Here is a 21,841-nt window from a genome sequence, read left to right as displayed (position 1 = left end):
CGGCCGCTAAGGAGGAGCAGCTCGCGCAGCATGACGAGACGAGACTACCAAACGGCCGGGCGGAGCGCGGCCACCGGGGCGGGACCGACACCTCGCCCCGGCGCGGCCGCCCGCTGTCCGGCACCGGCCAGAGGGGGGCGCGAAACGGACGGGATGTCCGGCGGCACGTCCGTTCCGGCGCGCCGCCCGCCCCTTTTCCGGCGCAATCAATAAAGGATCTTGAAAAGGCGGGCCGGATGCGGACCGGAAACCGGCCGCGGAGACGCCGCGGAAATAACATGGCACAATCGGCTCACCATCGAAACGGTTCGGACAATCGGGGAGGCAGGGTGCCTGAGGTCGTCCGATTCGAGCTGAGCCCCGGTATGGCGGTCTATGTCGACGCCGACGACCTCGCGGACGGCCCCACCCACCTCTCCCGCCGCGGAGCCGAGGGCGCCCGCCCGGCGGCCCATTCGCTCCCCGCGGTTCTGGACCAGGTCGGAGCCACAATTGACGCGGCCATGACCCGCCTGCGCGCGCTCGGAGACGCGCCGGAAGAGGTCGAAATCGAATTCGCCGTCCGGCTCAGCGGCGAGTACGGCGCCGTGATCACCAAGATGACCGGCGAGGCCAGCATGCGCGTCCGAGCCGTCTGGAAGAAGGCGCAGGACTCATAGCGGTGGAGCGCTCCCCCGGCGCGCTGTGGCGCGCGGACATTCGCGATCGCGACGGATTCTCGCGGGGAGGGGGTGTCCTCATCGACGACCGCCACATCCTCACCTGCGCCCACGTCGTCGCCGACGCCCTGGGCATCCCCCGAGACGCCCGGGAGGCCGCCGGCGAGGTCTCCGTCTGGTTCCCGACCTCGCAGACGGAGCGCCCGGTCCCCGCCGAGGTGCTGCCGCAGTGCTGGGTGCCCGCCGCCGACCGCGTCAGCGGCGCCGACGTCGCACTGCTCCGGCTCGCCCGCGACCGCCCCCGTGACACCCACTACGCCTCGCTGGCCCGCTGGTACGACCTCGGTTTCGCCATCTCCGAGCTGCGGGTCTTCGGCCCCGTCGACACCGGGAGCCGGCGCTTCCACGAGTGGGAGTCGCTGCGGGCCCTGGGCACCGGCGGGCCCCGCGCCGAACTGGTGCAGCTGCGCGCCACCGGCCCCCGCCCGCTGGGCGGCGGCACCAGCGGCTCCGGGCTGATGGCCGTGGTCGGCAGCGCCTCCCCGGTGATCGGCTTCATCGTCGGCGGCGAGCCGGGCGTCCCCGACAGCAGTTCGTGGATGATCCCGATGGAGACGGCCGAGCGCTACCTGCCGCGGCTGGGCGACCTGCTGCCGCCGCACGGCGTGCCGCTGGACGCCTGGCGGGAGCTGATCCGGATCTTCGACGGCTTCCCGCGGATGCGCAAGGCCGCCGACCGCGACCTCCTCGTCGGCAACCTGGAGCGCGCCTACCCCCGGATGGCGGCGCTGCCCCGCTTCGCCGAGGCCGACCGCGACATCCGCGCGCTGCTGTCGGGCGCGCTGCGGCGGCCCGGCGGCCTGGTCGAACTGCACCGGCTGATCACCGGCGCGCCGCTGGAGCCCGAGCGCCCGGGGCCGCCGGGCTCCGCCGAGGCGGCGCTGGCCGGCTGGATCGCCGCGCAGGCGCTGGAGCCGGTCCTCACCGTCCGCCGGCGGGCGGAGCTGTACGACACACTGGCCGCGGCCCAGGCCCACCGCGACGAGATCGACTTCCGCGAGCTCTACACCCGGGCCAGGGGCGAGTTCAGCGACCCGCCGCACACCCGCACCGACGACCTCATCACCCTGGCGCGCGAACTGGAGGACGCCAACCGCAGCGCCGAGGCCGGCCGCCCCCTGTTCGCCTTCGCCCGGCTGCTCACCGGCGAGCTGCGCCGGATCCGCAGCCCCGGGCCGGTCGCCGACCGGCTGGCCGACTGGCTGGCCGAGGCCGGCCCGCGCGAGCCCGTGCTGCTGCCGCCGGCGGCGCCCGACGACGCGCCCTGGTACTGCGTCGCGCGGCTGCGCCGCGGCGGCGGCGACACCGGCGGCTACTTCAGCCAGATCTCGGTGCAGCGCGCCGCCGAGCCGCCCGTGCCGGTGTTCACCGCCGAGCGGCCGTCCCCCCTGGACGAGGTCAAGAGGCTCTTCCGGCACCACTACAGCGAGGACGCCGTCGCCCGGATGCCGCGCGGCACCTACCCGGTGATGGAGTTCTTCCTGCCCGACGACCTGCTGGAGGAGCCGGTGGAGCACTGGCCCCTCCAGGAGCACCCCTTCCGGATGCCGCTCGGCCGCTCCTTCCACGTCGTGGTGCGCGCCCAGGACCGGCTGTCGGTGGGCATGGTCCGCGAGACCTTCCTGCCCGGCAAGTGGCGGTGGTTCCGCGAGCGGTCCGCGCGGCCCGACCACCTCACCGTGGCGCGGCTGCCGTCGGGGCGGGGCGAGGATGCCGACCTGCTCTGGCTGGAGGCCCACGTCACCGGCGAGCGCTCGCTCGCCTGCCTGGCCGTGGCCGGCACCGAGCGGCCGATGCGGGCGGTGGAGATCGCGGTCGGCGCCGGGCTGCCGGTGGTGCTGTGGCTGCGCACCGGTGCGCCCGACCGCGGCGCGGCCGAGGCCATCGACGCGCTGCTCGACGGCGGCGATCTCGCCGAGCTGCCCGAACGCCTGCACCGCCTGCGCAGAGCGGCGTGGGACGCCGACGACCATCCCGGCAACCACCTGACCCTGCTGTGGTGCGACGCCGACCGGCTGCCGCTGCGGCCGACCGGCTAGCCCCGCCCCCGGGGCGCACCACCGCCCGACCGCACGACGAAGGAGACGACGGTGAACGGTGTCGACGGCCAAGGCTCGGGTCAGGCGCGTCCCGCTCCGCGACCGGCCGACGACTGGCGCGTCTACCGGGGCACCGGCGAGCCGCACGACGGCTGGAGCGCCCTGCCCCCGCCGCCGCCGTGGCGGGAGTTCGGCCCGCCTCCCGCGTACGCCCCGGCCGACGACGCCGGCGGCGAGCCCGCGCCCGGCGACCTGGAGCGGGCCCGCACCTACCGGCCGGCCGAGCACGTCGTCGACCTGGTGAACGCGGCGCTCTACCTGCGCCGCCCGCTGCTGGTCACCGGCAAGGCCGGGGTGGGCAAGTCCACCCTGGCGCACAGCATCGCCTACGAGCTGCGGCTCGGGCCCGTGCTGACCTGGCCGGTCACCAGCAGGTCGGAGCTGCGCCACGGCCTGTACGACTACGACGCGATCGGGCGGCTGCAGGAAACCCCGCCCGAGGCGGCCAGATCGGCCGAGCGGCCGCCGCCCGGCATCGGCCGCTACATCCGGCTCGGCCCGCTGGGCACCGCGCTGCTGCCCAGGGCGCGGCCCCGGGTGCTGCTGGTCGACGAACTGGACAAGGGCGACATCGACCTGCCCAACGACCTGCTGCACATCTTCGAGGAGGGCGACTTCACCCTGCCGGAGCTCCAGCGCCTGCCCGACGCCCGGTCGGGCGTGGAGGTGATGACCTCCGACCCGCTGGGCCGCGCGCGGGTGGAGGGCGGGCGGGTGCGCTGCCACGCCTTCCCGGTGGTCGTCATCACCAGCAATGCCGAGCGCGAGTTCCCGCCCGCCTTCCTGCGCCGCTGCGTGCGCCTGGAGATCCAGCCGCACTCCGCCGAGGCGCTGGCCGAGATCGTCGCCACCCACCTCGGCGAGGCGGCGCTGAGCCGTGCCGAGCCGATCATCGAGCGCTTCCTCGCCGAGCGCCGCAGGGGCGAGATCGCGACCGACCAGCTGCTCAACGCGGTCCAGTTCGCGATGGCCGGTGTGCACGTGCCCGACGGCACCCGGTCGGAGCTGATCGAGCAGCTGCTGCGCCCGCTCGACCTGCCGGGTTCCACATGATCGCCGACCTGGTCGGGCTGCTGGCCGGCCTGGACGAGCCGCCCACGGCCCAGGAGGTGGCCGAGGCGCTGTGGCTGGCGCCCTACCTGCCCGAGGACGCCTCCGCGCGGGGCGCCGCCGCGGAGGCCCCGTCCGGCGCGGGCGGCGAGCCGGCGCGAGCCGAAGGGGGCCGGGCGGGCCGGGAGGGGGCGGACGCCGCGCCGCCCGGCGACCCGCGCGACCCCACCGGGACCGTCCACCTGCCCGGCACCGCGGGCGACGGCGGCGGCCCGGTCGGCACGGCCGTGCACGCCCGGCTGTCGGGGGTGGCGGCGCTGCCCGGGCCGCTGCGCACCGCCCGCGCGCTGCGGCCGCTGCGGCGCACGGTGCCCTCGCGCCACCGCCGCGTCCTGGACGAGGAGGCGACCGCGCGGGCCGCCGCGGCGACGGGCCGCTGGCTGCCGCGGCTGCGGCCCGAGCGCGAGCGCTGGCTCGACCTGGTGGTCGTCTGCGACGAGAGCCTGTCCATGCTGACCTGGGCGCAGACCGTCCGCGAGTTCACCGAGCTGCTGCGGCGGCTCGGCGCCTTCCGCGACGTGCGCGTGTGGCGCTTCGACGGCGACCGGCCCGGTCCCGGCGGCCCGGAGCTGCGCACGGCGGCCGGGGAGCGGCGCGGGCCGCCCGAACGCCTGCTCGACGCCACCGGGCGGCGGCTGGTGATGGTGGTCAGCGACTGCGTCGGCCGCGCCTGGGGCACCCCCGGCATGGACCGGTTGCTCGCCCTGTGGTCGCGGCGCAACACCGTCGTGGTGGTGCAGCCGCTGCCGGAGCGGCTGTGGTCGTGGTGCGCGGCCGGCTTCACCGAGGTGGAGCTGCGCGCCGACACCGACACGCGGCGGGGCCGCCCGCACGCGCCCGCCCGCGCCGACGTCCGCGAGCAGGGGCCGGACCACGTCCCGGTCGTGGAGCTGAGCCCTGACTGGCTGAGCGGCTGGGCGCGGGTGGCGGGGGCCTCGGCGGCCGCCCGGGCACCGGGGGTGGGCCTGCTGCCCGCGGCCGCCCGCCCGGAACCGGCATCGGAGCGGGGCGAGGACCCCGCCGAGAGCCCGACCGACCGGTTGCGCCGCTTCCGCGCCTCGGTGTCGCCCACGGCCTTCGCGCTGGCCAGGTACCTGTCGGCCGCGCCGCTCAGCCTGCCGGTGATGCGGCTGGTCCAGCGCGTCATGCTCCCCGGCGCCGCCCCCGCGCACATCGCCGAGATCCTGCTGGCCGGACTGGTCCGCCCCATCACCGTCGGCCGCGCCGGCGGCGGGCCGGGCGGCGGCGAGCTGTACTACGACTTCGTGCCGGGCGTGCGCTCGCTGCTGCTCGCCTCGCTCAACCGCAGGGACACCCGCCGGATCTTCGACCAGACCTCGGAGTTCCTGGAGCCCCGCACCGGCCAGGCCTTCGACTTCCCCGTCACCCTCGCCGCGCCCGGCGACGGCGGCGTGGACCTCGGCCGCTACTTCGCGGCGGTGCGGCACGAGGCGCTGCGCGCGATGGCCGTCGGACCGACGCCGGGCCGCGAGGCGCCCGCACCGAGCGAACCCGTCCCGGCCGGGCGGGACGCCCCACGAGCGGCGCCCGGCCGCTCCCCCGCCGTCGCCGTCACCGCCCAAGCAGAGCCCGAAGGAGCGAACATGGTCCATCCGACAAGCGAGCCGGCCCGCGCCGACCGGCCGCCGGAGGTGTGGGGCGAGGACATCCCGCCGCGGCACGCCGACTTCACCGGCCGCGACGCGCTGCTGCTGACCCTGCGCAACCGCCTCAGCCGGCAGGCGACCGCGGTGCTCCCGCACACCCTGCACGGCATGGGCGGGGTCGGCAAGACCCAGCTGGCGGTGGAGTACGTCTACCGCTTCCGCAACGACTACGACCTGGTGTGGTGGATCTACGCCGAGCACGCCGACCAGATCAGGTCCTCGTTCATGGAGCTGGCGCAGGTCCTCGGCCTGCCCGCCGAGGACACCGACCGCACCATCCAGCAGGTGCTGGACATCCTCAACCGCGGCGATCGCTTCCCGCGCTGGCTGCTGGTGTTCGACAACGCCGGCTCGCCCGACACGCTGCGCCGCTTCCTGTCCAACCCGACCGGCCACGTCCTGGTCACCTCGCGCAACCGCAGCTGGCGCGGGGTCACCCAGCTGCTCGAAGTGGACGTGTTCGAACGCGACGAGAGCGTCCGGCTGCTGCGCCGCGTCATCGGCGACATCTCCGCGGACGACGCCTCCCAGGTGGCCGAGCAGCTGGGCGACCTCCCCCTCGCCGTCGAGCAGGCCGCCGCCTGGCTGCGCCAGACCTCGATGCCGATCGAGGACTACCTGGAGCTACTGGACGAGCGCATCTCCGCCGTCCTGGAGGAGGAGCCCGAGAGCTACCCCAGGTCGGTCCGCGCCACCTGGGACATCTCCTTCAACGGCCTGGAGGAGGACGACCGCGCCGCCGCGGCGCTGCTGCGGCTGTGCTCCTTCTTCGGCCCGGAGCCGATCGCCTTCCAGCTGCTGAAGATGGGCCGCCTGGTGCCCGACACCCCCGAACCGCTCGCCCAGGTCTTCAGGGACGCCCTGTCGCTGAGCCGCGCCATCCGCAAGATCGGCCTGTACTCGCTGGCCCAGACCGATCCGATCGACAACAGCGTCCAGATCCACCGGCTCGTCCAGGCCATCATCCGCGACCGGCTGCCCGAGGACGAGCGCGAGCGCTACGCCGGCCTGGCCACCCGCCTCATGGCCGCCGCCAACCCCAGCGAGCCCGACAACCAGGAGCACTGGCCCAGGCTCGCCGAGATCAGCAGGCACGCCCGCGCCACCAACATCATCGACAGCGACGACTACGAGGTCCGCACCGTCGTCCTCGACCTCATCCGCTACCGCTACCGCCTCGCCGACTACGAGGGCAGCTACGAACTCGGCGACCTCGCCATCCGGACCTGGCGCGAACGCTACGGCCCCGACGACGAGCAGACCCTGGTCGCCTGCCGCCACGTCGGCATCACCCTGCGCGAACTCAAGCGCAACGAGGAGGCCCGCCGCCTCAACGAGGACACCCTGGAGCGCATGGTCCGCGTCTTCGGCGAGGACCACGACCACACCCTGCTGCTGCGCAACAGCTACGGCGCCGACCTCCGCTTCCTCAACCGCTACGACGACGCCCTCAAACTGGACGAGGAGAACCTGGCCAAGCACCGCCAGATCTTCGGCCCCAACAGCCTGTGGACGCTGCGCGTCATGAACAACCTCGCCCTCGACTACCGCCTCCAGGGCGACTCCCGCCGGGCCAGGGACCTGGACCGGCGCGCGCTGCAGATCAGCGAGCAGATCCTCGGACCGCGCAACCGCGACACCCTGTTCACCATGACCCAGCTCGCCCGCGACCTGCGCGGCACCGGCGAGTACACCGAGGCCCTGCGGCTGCTCGAAGCCGCCATCCCCGCCTACGAGGCGCTGCTGGGCAAGCAGCACCGCGAGGTCATCGAGGCGCACCTGGGCTACGCGATCACCCTGCGCCGCTTCGGCCGGATGACCGAGGCGCAGGCCGAGGCGCAACTCTGCCTGGACCTGCTGCAGCGCGAGACCGGGACGGACCACTCGCTGACCATCAGCGCCATGTGGACCCTGGCGGACGCGCTGCGGCTGCAGGGCGACATCGACGGCGCCGAGCGGCTCGCCGAGCTGGCGGTCGCCACCGCCCTCTCCCGCTTCGGCGAGGAGCACCTGTGGACCACCATCTACCGCAGCAACCACTCGATCCTGGTCACCGAACGCGGGCAGCACCAGCGCTCGCTGGAGATCAACACCCGGGTCTACGAGCACCTGAACGCGCTGCGCGGCGCCGACCACCCGTACACGCTGTGCATCATGGCCAATCTGGCCTCCGACCACCACTACCTCGGCGACCACGCCACCGCGCTGAGGATGTCGCGGGAGACGGTCGAGCGCTCGGTGCGGGTGCGCGGCGAGGAGCACCCGCTCACCCGGCTGTGCTACCTGAACTACGCGATCGACCTGCGTGAGGCGGGCCGTCCGGACGAGGCCGACGCCATCAGCGGCCGGGCGCTGGAAGGCTTCAAGAAGGTGGTGAGGGACGACCACCCCGAGATCCGCAAGATACTCACGGGCGAGCGGCTCCAGTTCGACATCGAGCCGCCGATCCTGTGACCGCCCCGGCGGCGCCCGGCCGTCATTCCGGCGCGTCCGCCGGCGCGGACAGCCAGTCGGCCAGGCGCGCCGGCTCGGCCGGCCGTCCCCGCTCACGCAGCCGCCGGTACAGACCGGCGACCACCTCCGGCCTGGTGCGGAGCGGATCGGCGGCCGAACGGCCGCGGCCGCGGGCCACGGCCAGGCCGGCCCACGCGGAGGTCAGCGACGGATCGGCCGCGATGAGCCGCAGGTAGCCGGACTCGGCCGCACGGTGGTCCCCGGCCAGCAGGGCGCGGTCGGGCACGGACAGCGGCTCCGCTCCGGGCGGCGGCGATCCGGGCCGTTCGAGCAGCCCCGCGAGCAGCTCGATCCGCCCGCCGAGCACCGTGCCGTCCGGGTCGGGCGCGACGCTCACCGGTACACGGGCCGCCGGCGGGCGGCGCTCCAGCCACCGCTCGGCCAGCTCCTCCACCGCCCCCGGGTCGGGACGCAGGTGGCGCAGCCGCCAGGTCACCTCGTGGTCGGCGGCCGCGTCCTCGGCGAGGCGGCCCGCCTGCTCCGGCACCGGCGCGTCCAGCTCGGCGAGCCGCCGCCGCAGCCCGGCCACGAAGCGTCGCCCGTACGCGTTGAGCAGGCCGCTGTCGGCGACGGCGCGGGCCGCCTCACAGGTGGGCCGGTACCAGCGGGCGTACTGGAAGTCGGCGTACCGCGCGGCCGGCCCCTGGACGAGGGTGCGCTGGGTCCGCCAGAAGTCCACCACGCCGGCGTGGGCGTACACCCCCTGCAGCAGCCCCGCCAGCGGACGGGGATCGTCCCGCCACGGCGCGTACAGCCGGTTCCCGGCCGGATGGTCGTGCAGCGCGACCAGATCGAGCAGGGCGCTGAGTTTGGTGTGCTGGAACTCGTGCAGCAGCGCCACGGCCAGCGCGGTGCCGTCGGCCGGCTCCGACAGCGCCGTGCTGCCGAAGGAGTCGCCGGCCGTTGCGCTGCGGTCCCGGCCGTCAGGCGCCGCGGCGAGCGGGACGAGCTCGCGCAGCCCGGCCGCGATGCCCTGCGCGTAGCCGGGATGGTGCCGCACCAGCAGCTCCCACGCGTCGGCGAGCTTGCGCCGCCACCGTCGCAGGGCGTCGTGCGGGAGGCGGTCGGCCACGGCGAGGCCGTGGCCGTCCCGGTAGGGGTCGATGTCCTCGATCGAGAGCTCCAGCCGCTCGCCGTCGCACACCGCCGCGAGCCGCCGGAGCGGCAGCCAGTGCGGTGCCTCGGCGGACAGGTCGCCGGGCAGCGCGGTCGTCCGCCCGCTCGACCGCAGCACCAGCGCGCCCCCCGTGCGCCGCAGCAGGCCGGTCCCGCCGGCCGCGCCGTCGAGCAGCAGCGCCCCGATCCCGGGCAGCACGAGGCGGGCGCCGCGCAGCGGTACCTCGGCGGAGAAGTCGTCCCCCGCCGCCACCAGGGCCGCCGCCGCGATGGCGCCCAGGTGGCGCAGGTCGGCGGCGAGGGCGGCGGGATCCGGCCGGGCCGTGCGCAGCCGCCGGAGCGTACGCGCCGCCCACGAGCCGACCTGCGGCCGGAGCAGTGCGGAGGTCACCGCCTCCGGGCGGGTGCGCTGAGCCTGGGCCAGCAGGTCGTAGGCGGCGCGGACCTGTCCGGCGTGGGCGGTCCCGGCCGCGAGGTCGCGCACGGCCCGCAGCTGCAGCAGCCGCCTGCTCAGCTGCGCTGAGCGCAGCACGGCGATCGTCGGCCGGTCGCCGCCGCCCGCGCTCAGCGCGTCGAAGGCGTCGGCGGGCAGGGTGTGCCGGGGAAGCGGGGCGGTGCCGGTCATCCGGGCGCACCTTTCAGCTCGCGCAGGTCGCGCCGGACGTTCTCGCCGATGTGCCGGATCAGGCGGGCCAGGTCGGCGCAGTAGACGGAGGGATTCCGGAAGCCGGAGCCGGCGCGGTAGCGGTGGGGGTAGTAGCCGCCGCCGCAGACGGCGACCAGTGGGCAGGCCCGGCACTGGTCGGACAGGCCCGCCCGGCCCGCCTGGCGCACGGCGACGGCCGGATGGACCAGTGCGGCGTCCAGGCGGTGGGTGTGGACGTTCAGCCCGGTCGCCGCGGCGCCGTCATAGGCGGACTTGAGGGTGTCGACCTGTTCGAGGCCGCCGTCGGTGTCGATGACGATGACGGCCACCGGGCTCAGGCCGATCGACTCCACCCGGCTGCGCCCTCCCAGCAGCAGGCCGATGATCTCCTCGAAGAACCGGATCCCGGTCTCGCGCACCGGCGCCCGGTACCAGCGGTCGAACAGTTCGATGAGCCACGTCGCGTAAGGCGTCTCGGCCGAGCCAGGGATCCGCCCGGGCGGAGGCTGGGACCAGTTGCCGTGCGGAAGCGAGAAGTCGATCGCCGGCGGATCGAATCGCAGCAGGCTTTCGTAGACGGCGACCGGATCGGAATCGACGTCAATGGTGCACAGCAGTCCGCTGAAAAGTCCGCGCGTGGCGGGTCCGTTCAGTCTGCGCACCGCCGCGGCGGTCTCCGCGTGGCTTCCCCGGCCGTTGCGGAACACTCTCCGTCTGTCGTGCGTCGCGGGATCGCCGTCCATGCTGACGCCGACGGAGATCCGGTGCCGCGCCAGCACCTCGGCGATGGCGTCGTCCAGCAGTACCGCGTTCGTCTGGAGGCACAGGTCGAGACCGACGCCCCCGGGCAGCGCGGCCCGGATCCGGGCGGCCGCGTAGTCGATCAGTTCGGGGCCGGCCAGTAGGGGCTCGCCGCCGTGCAGGACCACCCGGACCCGCTCGGTGGCGTGGGCGGCGGCGTGTTCGGCGATGCGGTCGGCGGCGCGGTCGAGCGTGGCCCGGTCGATGAGCCGGGGCCGGGAGCGCCAGCCCTGGTCGGCCATTTCATAGATATAGCAGTATGAGCACGCGAGATTGCAGCGGCTGCTCATTTTCAGGACGAACTCCTGGAAGGGGACGGGCACCCATCCCGCAGCAGCGAGTTCGCGGATGTCGACAGCCTCGGGCCACTCGACCGTCCGGTCGCCAAACACGGCTCGACTATATACTCGAATTGAATCCGGCCACAGTTGACGAAGAATTGTCGGCATCCGACAGCACACGGCGAATGGCGTGGGCGAGGGCCGAGTCATCGAGGCGGCCCAGTTCGGCCAGGCCGATACCGCCGAGGTCGACCAAATCCGAACTTATCGGCTGGTCGTCGGATACCTGTGCTGTCACGAGGCGATCGTACCGCCCTACCCAGTTCCGTTCAGGTCAACACGCGACACGGCCCATACCACTTCTGAAAACAGGCGAGATGAACGGGATACGCAGTAATATGTCCGGATAAAATTGCCCGCTGCCGTCCGTACCGCTCCGATCGCGGAGCGCGTTCGCCTCACTCCTGGAAGCCCAGGCGGCGGAGCTGTTTGGGGTCGCGCTGCCAGTCCTTGGCGACCTTGACGCGCAGGTCGAGGAAGACCCTGGTGCCGAGGAGCGCCTCTATGTGGCGGCGGGCCTCGGAGCCGACGTCTCGCAGGCGGGCCCCGCGGGTGCCGATGACGATCGCCTTCTGGCTCGGGCGCTCCACGTACATGATCGCGTAGATGTCGGTGAGCCCCCCACCGGGGCGGGGCGCCATCTCGTCCACGACCACGGCGATGGAGTGCGGGAGTTCGTCGCGGACACCGTCGAGGGCGGCCTCGCGGATGAGTTCGGCGACGAGCTGCTGCTCGGGCTCGTCGGTCGGTTCGCCGCCGGGGTACAGCGGCGGGCCCTCGGGGAGGTGCCGGACGAGGACGTCGGCGACCACGTCGACCTGGTGGCCGGAGACGGCGGAGACCGGGACGATGTCGGCCCACTCGCCCAGGGCGCTGACGGCCAGCAGCTGCTCGGCGACGGCCTGCGGCGGCACCCGGTCGGTCTTGGTGACCAGCGCGACCACCGGGGTGGAGCGCAGCTGCGCCAGCTCGCGGGCGATGTACTGGTCGCCGCGGCCCACGGGGTCGCCGGCCGGCACGCAGAAGCCGACCACGTCGACCTCGGTGAGGGTGGAGCGGGCCAGGCTGTCCAGCCGCTCGCCGAGCAGGGTCTTCGGCTTGTGCAGGCCGGGGGTGTCGACCACGATGAGCTGGGCGTCGTCGCGGTGCACGATGCCGCGGATGGCGCGGCGGGTGGTCTGCGGCTGGTCGCTGGTGATGGCCACCTTCCGGCCCACCAGCGCGTTCATCAGGGTGGACTTGCCGACGTTGGGCCGGCCCACGAAGCAGGCGAAACCGCTGCGGAACGGCGGCTCGGCCGCTTCGGCGCGGTGGGGCGTGGATGGCTCGGTCGGCTTCGTCACCCTTCCATCCTCGCGCATCGCGGGGAGTGCTCGGCTTCCTCCGGTGCGGTCCGCGCCTAGTCGCGCACGGTTGCGCGCAGCCCGCCCGAGGGGTCGGCGAGGTGGAGGGGGGCGGCCGGGCCGAGGTCGCGGACGGCGGCGAGGTCGTCGGGGGACGGCTCGGTGGCCGGGCCGACGACGACGGCGGCCTCCAGGGAGCGCGCGCCGCTGGACACGGCGGCGGCGACGGCGGCGCGCAGCGCCGACAGCCGGAAGGACGGCAGCCGCACCGTGGTGGCCACATAGGTGCGGCCGGTCTCGTCGCGCACCGCCGCGCCCTCGTCGGTTTCGTTGCGGGCCCGCGCGGACCGGGCCAGCGTCACCAGCTTGGCGTCCTCGGCGTCCATCAGCTCTCCGTCTCCATCCGTTCGCGTTCGGGTCCGCTCCGGCCGGTCGGTCACGGGCGGGGCCCGGCGGAGTCGCGCTCGACCAGGACCGTGCGGATGCGGTTGCGGCGCCCGGCCGGGGTCTCCGCGGTGAACCGCAGCCCTTCCATGGTGACCGTGGACCCGGCGATGGGCACCCGGTTCAGCGCGTAGGCGAGCAGGCCGCCCACCGTCTCGACGTCGTCCACCCGCAGTGCCACGCCGAAGTGGTCGGCCAGCTCGTCCAGCGGCAGCCGGGCCAGCACTCGGGCGTCGCCGCCGGGCAGCTCCTCGATCGGCGCGATCTCGTTGTCGTACTCGTCGGTGATCTCGCCGACGATCTCCTCGATGATGTCCTCGATGGTGATCAGCCCGGCGGTGCCGCCGTACTCGTCGATCACGATCGCCAGGTGGGTCTGCTCGGCCTGCATCTCGCGGAGCAGGCCGTCGATGGGCTTGGTGTCGGGCACGTAGCTGGCCGCGCGCATCACCCGCTCCACCGGCTCCGCCTCGGCCTCGCCCGGCCGCTCGTGCATGGCGGCGACCACGTCCTTGAGGTAGAGGATGCCGACGATGTCGTCGGCGTTCTCGCCCTCGACGGGGATGCGGGAGAAGCCGCTGCGCAGCGCCAGCGACAGGGCGTCGTCCAGATCGCGCTCGCGCTCGATGGCGACCATCTCGGTGCGCGGCACCATCACCTCGCGCACGGCGGTGTCGCCCAGCTCGAACACCGAGTGGATCATCTCGCGCTCGTCGGCGTCGATGAACCGCCGCTGCTCGGCCAGGTCGACCAGGTCGCGCAGCTCGGCCTCACTGCTGAACGGCCCCTCGCGGTGGCCGCGCCGGGGCGTCAGCCCCCGGCCGAGCAGCACCAGCAGCTGGCTCAGCGGCCCGAGCAGCCGGCCGAGCAGGACCACGGCGGGCGCCGCCACCAGAGCGACCCGCTCGGCGGACTGCCTGGCCAGGATGCGCGGCGCCACCTCGACGCCCACGTAGGTGACGACGGCCATGACCGCCGCCGCCGAGGCGAAGGCGGGCCAGCCGACGCCGAGCAGCCGGACCGCGACGAAGGTGGCCAGCACGGCGGCGGCCAGCTGGCAGGTGATGCGCAGCAGCGCCAGCAAATTGAGGTAGCGGGGCGGGTCGGCGCTGATCTGCCGGAGCCGGGCCGGCTCGCGGCCGACCGACGCCGCCAGCTCGCCGATCCGGGCCGGCGACATCCACGACAGGGCGACCTCGGCGCTGACCAGCAGCGCCGCCAGCACCAGCAGAGCGGCGACCGCCCCGATCCAGCCGAGCAGCCCGGAATCCCACTGCCCGGCCGGTGCGGCGAGCGCCGCCGCTGCGGCCGGGGGCATCAGGCCGGTGCCTCCTCGCCCCGCGACTCGCGCCAGCCGGCCAGCAGTTCGGCCTGCTTGCCGAACATCTCCTTGTGCTCGTCCGGCTCGGCGTGGTCGAAGCCGAGCAGGTGCAGGATGCCGTGGGTGCACAGCAGGTGCAGCTCGTCCTCGGTGCTGTGCCCGGCCTCCTTGGCCTGCTTCTCCGCCACCTGCGGGCAGAGGATGACGTCGCCGAGCAGGCCCTCCTGGCTGCGGCCGCCCTCCTGGCCGGGCCGCAGCTCGTCCATCGGGAAGGCCAGCACGTCGGTGGGGCCGGGCTCGTCCATCCAGCGGACGTGCAGCTCGGTCATTGCCGGCTCGTCGACCAGCACCACCGACAGCTCGGCCAGCGGGTGCACCCGCATGGCGTCCAGCACGTACCGGGCCAGCGCGGCGAGGGTCTCCTCGTCGGCCGCCATCCCGGACTCATTGGCAACGTCGATGCTCATCGGTAATGCGTGCGTCTTTCCGTTCGTACCGCGCCGGAGCGGGCTCAGCCCGCGGAGCCCGGAGCGGGGGTGCCGTTGCCCGCGGTGGCCGGTGCCGCCGGAGCGCCGCCCGGGCGGCTCCGGCCGATCCGCCCCCGGGAGTCGGACCGGCGGGCGTCGTAGCGCCCGTAGGCGTCCACGATCTCGCCGACCAGCTTGTGCCGGACGACGTCGGCGCTGGACAGCCGGCAGAAGTGGATGTCGGAGATGCCGTCCAGGATGTCCTGGACCACCCGCAGGCCGCTCTGCTGGCCCTCCGGAAGGTCGACCTGGGTGACGTCGCCGGTCACCACCACCTTGGAGCCGAAGCCCAGCCTGGTGAGGAACATCTTCATCTGCTCGGGCGAGGTGTTCTGCGCCTCGTCCAGGATGATGAAGGAGTCGTTCAGGGTGCGTCCGCGCATGTACGCCAGCGGCGCCACCTCGATCGTGCCGGCCGCCATCAGCTTGGGGATGGAGTCGGGGTCGAGCATGTCGTGCAGCGCGTCGTAGAGCGGGCGCAGGTAGGGGTCGATCTTCTCGTACAGGGTGCCGGGCAGGAAGCCCAGCCGCTCCCCCGCCTCGACGGCCGGGCGGGTCAGGATGATCCGGTTGACCTCCTTGGCCTGGAGGGCCTTCACGGCCTTGGCCATGGCCAGGTAGGTCTTGCCGGTGCCCGCCGGGCCGATGCCGAACACGATGGTGTGCTTGTCGATGGCGTCGACGTAGCGCTTCTGGTTCAGCGTCTTGGGGCGGATCGTCTTGCCCCGCGACGAGAGGATGTTGAGGGTGAGCACCTCGGCGGGGCGCTCCTTGGTGTCGGCGCGCAGCATGCTCATGCTGCGCTGGATCGCGTCGGGGGTGACCTCGGCGCCGCTGTCGAGGAGTTCGCGCATCTCGTCGATGAGGCGGACGATGAGGGCGTTCTCGTCGGGCGGGCCGCTGATCGTGATCTCGTTGCCGCGGACGTGGATGTCGCTGCTGAACGAGCGCTCGATGACGCGGAGCAGTTCGTCCCTGCGGCCCAGTAGTCCGACCATCGTGTGCTCGCCCGGCACCACGATCTTGACCTGGGCCCTCGGCTGAAGTGACTTAACCATGAGCGGGCCTTGCGCCCCGTCGTCCCTGCCTTCCGCCTTGTCGTCACCGCGCTGGACGGCCGGGTGACGAGTGATCCCCCGGCCGGTCCCCATCGTAGTCCTCTCAACGGACACGGCACCCGGATTAATCCGGCGCCCGGCCGCGGCCGGGCTCAGCCGGGCGGCCAGGTGAGGCCCCGCCCGCCGAGCACGTGGGCGTGGGTGTGGTACACGGTCTGCCCGGCCCCGGCGCCGACGTTGAAGACCACGCGGTACCCCTTGTCGGCCGCGCCGGCCTCGACGGCGACGTCGCGTGCGGCCAGCACAAGCTCGTCGAGCAGGCCGCCGCCCGCAGCGGCCAGCTCGGCCACGTCGCGGTAGTGGCCCTTGGGGATGACCAGGACGTGCAGGGGCGCCTGCGGGTTGATGTCGCGGAACGCGAGCGCGCGGGGGGTGTCGAGCACCACCTCGGCCGGGATCGCTCCCGACACGATCTTGCAGAACAGGCACTCGGCGTCGAAGGGCCGATCCGCTCCCGCGGTCCCGGCGGCTTCCGTCACGGCGCGCTCCTCACTACCCGGACTACCGGACTGGCTGGACCTGCCGGGACTCCCGGCTCCCCGCCCGGCCGGGTCCGGCCGGGCCCGGGGTTCAGCATGCTAGGGCATCGCGGTGCGCCGGCGCCCGCGCGGCACGGCACCGCGGGCGCCCCGTCCGCGGGCGCCGGCTTCGCGCGGTACCGGGCGACGAGCCCCGGCGCGCGGCTAAGGTGGGAAGCGACCAGTTTGCGGCGGAACCGGCCTGTCCCCGCAGGCGGCCGCGCGGCCATGACGACCTAGCGAGAGCGTGGAATGCCTCTGCCCTTCCGCAAGCCCAAGGGTGTAGAGGGGGCGAGCGTCGAGTCGCAGCCGTTCGGTAAACCGGGCGGTACGAACGAGCGTCCTACTGACGTGACGGAAACCCTGGTAGCGGGCACGGCCGCGGGCCGCGTGGCGGTCGGCGCCGCCGGGTGGGACGCCGATCAGGCGGTCACCCAGCTGTACGGCTCCCATTACCAGTCCCTGGTGCGGCTCGCCGTCCTGCTGGTGCGCGACTTCGCCACGGCCGAGGAGGTCGTGCAGGACGCCTTCGTGGCGATGCACGGCGGCTGGCGGCGGCTGCGCGACCCGGAGAAGGCGCTGTCCTATCTCCGCCAGTCGGTGGTGAACCGCTCCCGCTCGGTGCTGCGGCACCGCGCGGTGGTGGAGAAGTACGCGCCCAAGGGCCTTCCCGACGCACCGAGCGCCGAACACGGCGCCATCGGCGAACTCGAGCGCTCGGCGGTCATCGAGGCGCTGCGCGGCCTGCCCCGCAGGCAGCGCGAGGCCTTGGTGCTGCGATACTACGGCGACCTCTCCGAAGCCCAGATCGCCGACGCGATGGGCATCAGCAAGGGAGCGGTCAAGAGCCACACGGCGCGCGGGATGGCCGCGCTGCGCTCGGTTCTGGAGCAGACCTGATGACCCGACCCATGGACGAACACGGTGAGCAGTCGGAGCGGCTGCGCCGGGTGCTGCAGGCGGAGGTGGACTCCGTCAAGGGCTCCCACGACGCCCTGGAGCGCATCCGCGCCCGCACCGAGCGGCAGACGCCCGCGTGGCTGCCGCTGATCCCGTGGCTGCGGCCCGCGCTGGCGGCGTGCGGCGCGGCCTTCATCGCCGGCTCCGTGGTGGTGAGCACCCCGGGCCTGCGTGAGATCGCCTGGGAGACCTTCAACGCCGAGCCGCCCGGGGCCGCGTCCACCGACCCCGTGGTCGAGCCGGAGGAGACCGTGGCGCTCCCGGCGCCGCCGTCCTCGCCCTCCGGCCCCGCGGAGGAGCCGACGGCCGAGCCGAGCCCGCCGGCGCCCGAGGACTCCGCCTCGGCACCCGGCGGCATGACCATGCTGGGCTGCCGCACCGAGGCGCCGGATCCGCAGCCGAGCACCAGCGGGCAGGTCACCACGCAGCAGGACCGGCGCACGCCCGAGGACTGCTCGCCCACCCCGGAGCCCGAGCCCTCGACCGAGACGCCGCCGAGCAGCCCGCCGCCCCAGCAGCCCACCGACGAACCCACCGGCGAGCCCGGCGGCGACGTCCCGCCGGGGGTGGACCTCGGCCAGGAGGCGCCCGGCGGTTCCGGCGCCTCCGAGCAGTCGGCCGTGACCGAGGTCACCCGGTAGCGGTGGGCGAGGCCGCCTCGGTCACCAGCGCCCGGTGCGGGTGAAGACGACCGCGGCGCCGGCCAGCCCGGCGGTGGAGGTGCGCAGCACCGTCGGCCCCAGCCGCACCGGGTGCGCGTCGACGGCCGCGAAGGCGGCGAGTTCGGCATCGGTCACCCCGCCCTCCGGACCGACCACCAGCACCACCTCGGCGGCGTCGGCGGGCAGGGCGGTGCTGAGCGGTTCGACGGCCGATTCGTGCAGCACGGCGGCGAAGTCCGCGGCGGCCAGCAGCTCCACCACCTGAGGGGTGCCGGCCGGCTCGCGCACCCGCAGGAAGCGGCGGCGGCGCGCCTGCTTGCCGGCCTCGCGGGCGGTGGAGCGCCAGCGCTCCAGCGCGCGCCCGCCGCGCTCGGCCCGCCACTGGGTGACGCAGCGCTGGGCGGTCCAGGGCACCACGGCGTCCACGCCCGCCTCGCTCATCAGCTCCACCGCGCGCTCGCCCCGGTCGCCCTTGGGCAGCGCCTGCACCACGGTGACCGAGGGGCGGGGCGCCGGCTCGACCTCCTCGTCCAGCACCTCGAACACCACTTCGGAGCGGCCGACCTCGCGGGCCGCGCAGTGCGCGACCCGGCCGGCGCCGTCGGTGAGGTCGGCCCGCTCGCCCGGGGCGATGCGCCGCACCCGGGCCGCGTGGTGGCCCTCGGCGCCGGAGAGCACGATCCGGTCGCCGTCGGGCCAGCCGCCGTCGACCACGAAGACGGGAGCGCTCACCGGCCCTGGAAGGCGTCCCGCAGCCGGGAGAAGAAGCCCTGCTGGCCCGGGGTGAACTTGCCCGGGGGATGGTTCTCGCCGCGCAGCTCGGCCAGCTTCTTGAGCAGGTCCTCCTGCTCCTCGTCGAGCTTGCTCGGGGTCTCGACCGTGACGTGGATCATCAGATCGCCCCGGCCGGACTCGTGCAGGTGGCGGGTGCCGTGCTCGTACAGCGGGATGACCTGGCCGGACTGGGTGCCGGGCCGGATGTCGACCTCCTCGGGACCGTCCAGGGTCTCGACCGTGATGGCGGTGCCCAGGGCCGCGGCGGTCATCGGCAGGGTGACCGTGCAGTGGAGGTCGTCGCCCCGGCGCTCGAAGATGGGGTGCGGGCGGACCACGACCTCGACGAAGAGGTCGCCCTTGGGGCCGCCGCCGGGGCCCACCTCGCCCTCGCCGGCCAGCTGGATGTGGGTGCCGTCCTCGACGCCGGCCGGGATCGGCACGGCGAGGGTCTCGGACTTGCGCACCCGGCCGTCGCCGGAGCAGTCGGGGCAGGGGTTGCGGATGATGGTGCCGAAGCCGCCGCACTGCGGGCAGGCGCGGGTGGTCATCACCTGGCCGAGGAAGGTGCGCGAGACCTGGGAGACCTCGCCGCGCCCGGCGCACATGTCGCAGGTCTCGGGCTCGCTGCCCTGCGCGGTGCCGGCGCCCGAACAGGTCTGGCAGACCACGGCGGTGTTGACGGTGACCTCGCGGTTGGTGCCGAAGGCCGCCTCGGCGAGGTCGAGTTCGACCCGGACGGTGGCGTTGCGGCCGCGCCTGGCCCGGCTGCGCGGGCTTCGGCCGCTCTGCGCCTGGCCGAAGAAGGCGTCCATGATGTCGCTGAACGGGAAGCCCGCCCCGAAGCCGCCGCCGGCCGCGCCCGCGCCGGCGAAGGGATCGGCGCCGAGGTCGAACATGCGGCGCTTCTCGGGGTTGGACAGCACCTCGTAGGCCTGGGTGACGTCCTTGAAGCGCTCCTGGGTGGCCGGGTCGGGGTTGACGTCCGGGTGGAGGTCGCGGGCGAGCCGGCGGTAAGCCTTCTTGATCTCTTCAGGGGTGGCGTCCCTGCGCACCCCGAGGATCGCGTAGTAGTCCCTGCCCATGGACGCGCTCACCTACGACCCTGCCAGGATCTGACCGACGTACCTTGCCACCGCGCGCACTGCTCCCATCGTTCCGGGGTAATCCATCCGTGTCGGGCCGAGCACTCCGAGCTTGGCGAGTGCCTGGTCGCCGACGCCGTAGCCGGCGGACACGACCGACGCCGTGTGCAGGCCCTGGTGCAGGTTCTCCGCGCCGATCCGCACCGTCAGGATCGACGGATCGGACGCCTCTCCCAGCAACCGGATCAGCACTACGTTTTCTTCCAGTGCCTCGAGCACCTCACGCAGGCTAGCCGAGAAATCCCCCGCCGCGAGATTCGCGGTGCCGCCCAGCACCACGCGCTCCTCGTGCTTCTCGACCAGGCTCTCCAGCAGCACCGACAGGACGGTGGCGGCCAGCGGGCGGTCGGGGGCGGGCAGCTGCTCGGGGAGGTCGGCGACCAGGTCGGGCACCTCGGTGAGCCACTTGCCCGCCAGCCTGGCGTTGAGCACCGAGCGGAGGTCGGCCACCGCGGTCTCGGTGAAATCCTGGGCGTCGCCGTCGACCACGCGCTGCTCGACGCGGCCGGTGTTGGTGATGAGCACCATCATCACCCGGCTGGGCCCCAGCGGCACCAGCTCGATGTGCTGGACGTAGGAGCGGGTCAGCATGGGGTACTGCACCACGGCGACCTGGCGGGTGAGCTGGGCGAGCAGCCGCACCGTGCGCAGCACGATCTCGTCGAGGTCGACGGCGCCGCCCAGGAAGGTCTCGATGGCGCGCCGCTCGGCCGGCGACAGCGGCTTGACCGTGGACAGGCGGTCGACGAAGAGCCGGTAGCCCTTGTCGGTGGGCACCCGGCCCGCGCTGGTGTGGGGCTGGGCGATGTAGCCCTCGTCCTCCAGCATCGCCATGTCGTTGCGGACGGTGGCCGGGGAGACGCCGAGGTTGTGCCGGTCGGCGAGCGCCTTGGAGCCCACGGGCTCATTGGTGGACACATAGTCTTCGACGATGGCGCGCAGCACCGCGAGTTTCCGCTCGTCCAGCATGTGCTCACCTCCTGGCCACCCGGGTCACGCAGCTCGTGTCTAGCACTCCGCGCTTCCGAGTGCCAATTCTATCCGGTTCCCGCCCGTCCGGCCCGTTGCGGTCCGGCCGCCCGCCCGGCCCGACGGATGGCCGGTCCGGACGTATGGCGGTACCTTCGCACACGTGCGGTCCAAGAACTACGGCTCCGATCCGCTGGCGGGCGACTGGCGCCGCCCGCGGAAGGGGCAGATCCCCGAGGTCCCCGCCGAGCCCGAGCTGGTGGTCGAGGACGCCGGCAGCGGTTTCTGCGGCGCCGTCGTCGGCTGCGGCAAGGAGGGGGTGACCCTTGAGGACCGCTTCGGCCGGCGGCGGCTGTTCCCGCTGGAGCCGGCCGCCTTCCTGCTCGACGGCGAGCCCGTCACCCTGGTCCGGCCGGCCGCGCCCGGGCAGGGCGCCGCGCGCAGCGCCTCGGGCTCGCTGCTGGTCCGCGGCCACACCGCCCGGGTGGCGCGCGGCAGCCGCATCTACGTCGAGGGCCGCCACGACGCCGAGTTGGTCGAGAAGATCTGGGGCCACGACCTCCGGGTCGAGGGCGTGGTGGTGGAGTACCTGGAGGGCGTCGACGACCTCCCCGCCATCGTGGCCGACTTCGGCCCCGGACCGGGGCGGCGGCTGGGGGTGCTGGTCGACCACCTGGTGCCCGGCTCCAAGGAGAGCAGGATCGCCGCCCAGGTCAGCGCATCCGCGCACGTGCTGGTCGTCGGCCACCCCTTCGTCGACGTGTGGGCCGCGGTGAAGTCCGAGCGCTTGGGCATTCGGGCCTGGCCGCAGGTCCCCAAGGGTGTACCGTGGAAAGAGGGCGTTCTGACCGAACTCGGCTGGGATCGGGACACCGGAGCGGCCTGGCAGCGGATCCTGGGCCGGGTGCGCGGATACGGCGATCTCGAACCCGAACTGCTCGGCCGGGTCGAGGAGCTGATCGACTTCGTCACCGCTCCCGGCACCGGCCAGGTGTAGCCCGCTCCCCTGGCGGGCCGGCCGTCCGTCCCCACCTCGGTCCCCCCGCC

General features: G+C 74.0%; 19 protein-coding genes. 7 read left to right on the top strand and 12 right to left on the bottom strand.

Annotated elements, in window-relative coordinates:
* Nucleotides 1-329 precede the first annotated feature (329 nt).
* Genes CLV72_RS06455 through fxsT form a run of 4 tightly spaced genes read left to right on the top strand, consistent with a single transcriptional unit; the run spans nucleotide 330 to nucleotide 8,049 of the window.
* On the top strand, nucleotides 330-659 hold the full coding sequence (locus tag CLV72_RS06455; protein ID WP_106240764.1) for a CU044_2847 family protein: 330 nt from the start codon (nucleotides 330-332) through the stop codon (nucleotides 657-659).
* Nucleotides 660-661: 2 nt separating this feature from the next.
* Nucleotides 662-2,758, top strand: coding sequence for a VMAP-C domain-containing protein (locus CLV72_RS06450; protein WP_106240760.1), 2,097 nt, complete (start codon nucleotides 662-664; stop codon nucleotides 2,756-2,758).
* Between the two features lie 51 nt (nucleotides 2,759-2,809).
* A complete protein-coding gene (locus CLV72_RS06445) occupies nucleotides 2,810-3,871 on the top strand; it encodes an AAA family ATPase (protein ID WP_106240755.1) in 1,062 nt (353 codons plus the stop codon).
* A complete protein-coding gene (gene fxsT, locus CLV72_RS06440) occupies nucleotides 3,868-8,049 on the top strand; it encodes an FxSxx-COOH system tetratricopeptide repeat protein (RefSeq protein WP_106240752.1) in 4,182 nt (1,393 codons plus the stop codon). The genes CLV72_RS06445 and fxsT overlap by 4 nt, the downstream gene beginning before the upstream one ends.
* A 22-nt stretch (nucleotides 8,050-8,071) precedes the next feature.
* Here fxsT and CLV72_RS06435 read toward each other — a convergent pair whose 3' ends face one another.
* From CLV72_RS06435 to CLV72_RS06395, 9 genes are all read right to left on the bottom strand, one after another.
* Nucleotides 8,072-9,850 carry an HEXXH motif domain-containing protein gene (locus tag CLV72_RS06435; RefSeq protein WP_106240749.1) on the bottom strand — a complete coding sequence of 593 codons (1,779 nt, stop codon included), beginning with the start codon at nucleotides 9,848-9,850 and terminating at the stop codon, nucleotides 8,072-8,074.
* On the bottom strand, nucleotides 9,847-11,064 hold the full coding sequence (locus CLV72_RS06430) for an FxsB family cyclophane-forming radical SAM/SPASM peptide maturase (protein WP_245929887.1): 1,218 nt from the start codon (nucleotides 11,062-11,064) through the stop codon (nucleotides 9,847-9,849). Before CLV72_RS06430 ends, CLV72_RS06435 begins: the two co-directional genes overlap by 4 nt.
* Nucleotides 11,065-11,071: 7 nt before the next feature.
* Nucleotides 11,072-11,251 (bottom strand): FxSxx-COOH cyclophane-containing RiPP peptide, encoded by a 180-nt coding sequence (fxsA, locus tag CLV72_RS06425; RefSeq protein WP_106240742.1) that lies wholly within the window; start codon nucleotides 11,249-11,251, stop codon nucleotides 11,072-11,074.
* Nucleotides 11,252-11,411: 160 nt separating this feature from the next.
* A complete protein-coding gene (gene era / locus CLV72_RS06420) occupies nucleotides 11,412-12,356 on the bottom strand; it encodes a GTPase Era (RefSeq protein WP_245929886.1) in 945 nt (314 codons plus the stop codon).
* A gap of 56 nt (nucleotides 12,357-12,412) precedes the next feature.
* Entirely contained in the window at nucleotides 12,413-12,742 is a 330-nt protein-coding gene (locus CLV72_RS06415; protein WP_106240737.1) for a cytidine deaminase, read from the bottom strand.
* 50 nt (nucleotides 12,743-12,792) lie between these two features.
* Nucleotides 12,793-14,118, bottom strand: a complete 1,326-nt coding sequence (locus CLV72_RS06410; protein ID WP_106240734.1) for a hemolysin family protein — start codon at nucleotides 14,116-14,118, stop codon at nucleotides 12,793-12,795.
* The gene (ybeY, locus tag CLV72_RS06405; protein ID WP_106240730.1) at nucleotides 14,118-14,588 is read right to left on the bottom strand and encodes an rRNA maturation RNase YbeY; all 471 of its coding nucleotides are present in this window, start codon (nucleotides 14,586-14,588) and stop codon (nucleotides 14,118-14,120) included. Before ybeY ends, CLV72_RS06410 begins: the two co-directional genes overlap by 1 nt.
* A gap of 44 nt (nucleotides 14,589-14,632) precedes the next feature.
* Entirely contained in the window at nucleotides 14,633-15,706 is a 1,074-nt protein-coding gene (locus tag CLV72_RS06400; RefSeq protein ID WP_106240727.1) for a PhoH family protein, read from the bottom strand.
* Between the two features lie 152 nt (nucleotides 15,707-15,858).
* Nucleotides 15,859-16,245, bottom strand: a complete 387-nt coding sequence (locus tag CLV72_RS06395) for a histidine triad nucleotide-binding protein (protein ID WP_106240723.1) — start codon at nucleotides 16,243-16,245, stop codon at nucleotides 15,859-15,861.
* Between the two features lie 390 nt (nucleotides 16,246-16,635).
* Between CLV72_RS06395 and CLV72_RS06390 the strand changes: the two genes are divergently transcribed.
* Both CLV72_RS06390 and CLV72_RS06385 read left to right on the top strand, forming a co-directional pair.
* A complete protein-coding gene (locus CLV72_RS06390) occupies nucleotides 16,636-17,184 on the top strand; it encodes a SigE family RNA polymerase sigma factor (RefSeq protein ID WP_245929885.1) in 549 nt (182 codons plus the stop codon).
* Nucleotides 17,184-17,885: a hypothetical protein gene (locus CLV72_RS06385; RefSeq protein WP_146159360.1), complete on the top strand. Its 702-nt coding sequence runs from the start codon at nucleotides 17,184-17,186 to the stop codon at nucleotides 17,883-17,885. Before CLV72_RS06390 ends, CLV72_RS06385 begins: the two co-directional genes overlap by 1 nt.
* A gap of 21 nt (nucleotides 17,886-17,906) precedes the next feature.
* On the opposite strand, the gene CLV72_RS06380 is transcribed toward CLV72_RS06385, so the two are convergent.
* The 3 genes from CLV72_RS06380 to hrcA are packed head-to-tail and all read right to left on the bottom strand — an operon-like array spanning nucleotide 17,907 to nucleotide 20,794.
* Entirely contained in the window at nucleotides 17,907-18,638 is a 732-nt protein-coding gene (locus CLV72_RS06380) for a 16S rRNA (uracil(1498)-N(3))-methyltransferase (RefSeq protein ID WP_106240711.1), read from the bottom strand.
* Nucleotides 18,635-19,765: a molecular chaperone DnaJ gene (gene dnaJ / locus CLV72_RS06375; RefSeq protein ID WP_106240707.1), complete on the bottom strand. Its 1,131-nt coding sequence runs from the start codon at nucleotides 19,763-19,765 to the stop codon at nucleotides 18,635-18,637. Before dnaJ ends, CLV72_RS06380 begins: the two co-directional genes overlap by 4 nt.
* A 12-nt stretch (nucleotides 19,766-19,777) precedes the next feature.
* Nucleotides 19,778-20,794 carry a heat-inducible transcriptional repressor HrcA gene (hrcA, locus tag CLV72_RS06370; RefSeq protein ID WP_106240703.1) on the bottom strand — a complete coding sequence of 339 codons (1,017 nt, stop codon included), beginning with the start codon at nucleotides 20,792-20,794 and terminating at the stop codon, nucleotides 19,778-19,780.
* Between the two features lie 163 nt (nucleotides 20,795-20,957).
* Here hrcA and CLV72_RS06365 point away from each other — a divergent pair, with 163 nt between their 5' ends.
* The gene (locus CLV72_RS06365) at nucleotides 20,958-21,791 is read left to right on the top strand and encodes a DUF3097 domain-containing protein (RefSeq protein WP_106240700.1); all 834 of its coding nucleotides are present in this window, start codon (nucleotides 20,958-20,960) and stop codon (nucleotides 21,789-21,791) included.
* The last annotated feature ends 50 nt before the right edge of the window (nucleotides 21,792-21,841 follow it).

The organism is Allonocardiopsis opalescens, assembly GCF_003002095.1.
Classification (GTDB): domain Bacteria; phylum Actinomycetota; class Actinomycetes; order Streptosporangiales; family Streptosporangiaceae; genus Allonocardiopsis; species Allonocardiopsis opalescens.
This window is presented reverse-complemented; position numbering and strand designations above follow the sequence as displayed.

What these genes read in the sequence shown, in the direction of transcription:
- CLV72_RS06385 (WP_146159360.1), top strand. Translation starts at nt 17,184, where the DNA reads ATGACCCGACCCATGGACGAACACGGTGAGCAGTCGGAGCGGCTGCGC.
- fxsT (WP_106240752.1), top strand. Translation starts at nt 3,868, where the DNA reads ATGATCGCCGACCTGGTCGGGCTGCTGGCCGGCCTGGACGAGCCGCCC.
- CLV72_RS06400 (WP_106240727.1), bottom strand. Translation starts at nt 15,706, where the DNA reads ATGGTTAAGTCACTTCAGCCGAGGGCCCAGGTCAAGATCGTGGTGCCG.
- ybeY (WP_106240730.1), bottom strand. Translation starts at nt 14,588, where the DNA reads ATGAGCATCGACGTTGCCAATGAGTCCGGGATGGCGGCCGACGAGGAG.
- hrcA (WP_106240703.1), bottom strand. Translation starts at nt 20,794, where the DNA reads ATGCTGGACGAGCGGAAACTCGCGGTGCTGCGCGCCATCGTCGAAGAC.
- CLV72_RS06410 (WP_106240734.1), bottom strand. Translation starts at nt 14,118, where the DNA reads ATGCCCCCGGCCGCAGCGGCGGCGCTCGCCGCACCGGCCGGGCAGTGG.
- dnaJ (WP_106240707.1), bottom strand. Translation starts at nt 19,765, where the DNA reads ATGGGCAGGGACTACTACGCGATCCTCGGGGTGCGCAGGGACGCCACC.
- CLV72_RS06415 (WP_106240737.1), bottom strand. Translation starts at nt 12,742, where the DNA reads ATGGACGCCGAGGACGCCAAGCTGGTGACGCTGGCCCGGTCCGCGCGG.
- CLV72_RS06435 (WP_106240749.1), bottom strand. Translation starts at nt 9,850, where the DNA reads ATGACCGGCACCGCCCCGCTTCCCCGGCACACCCTGCCCGCCGACGCC.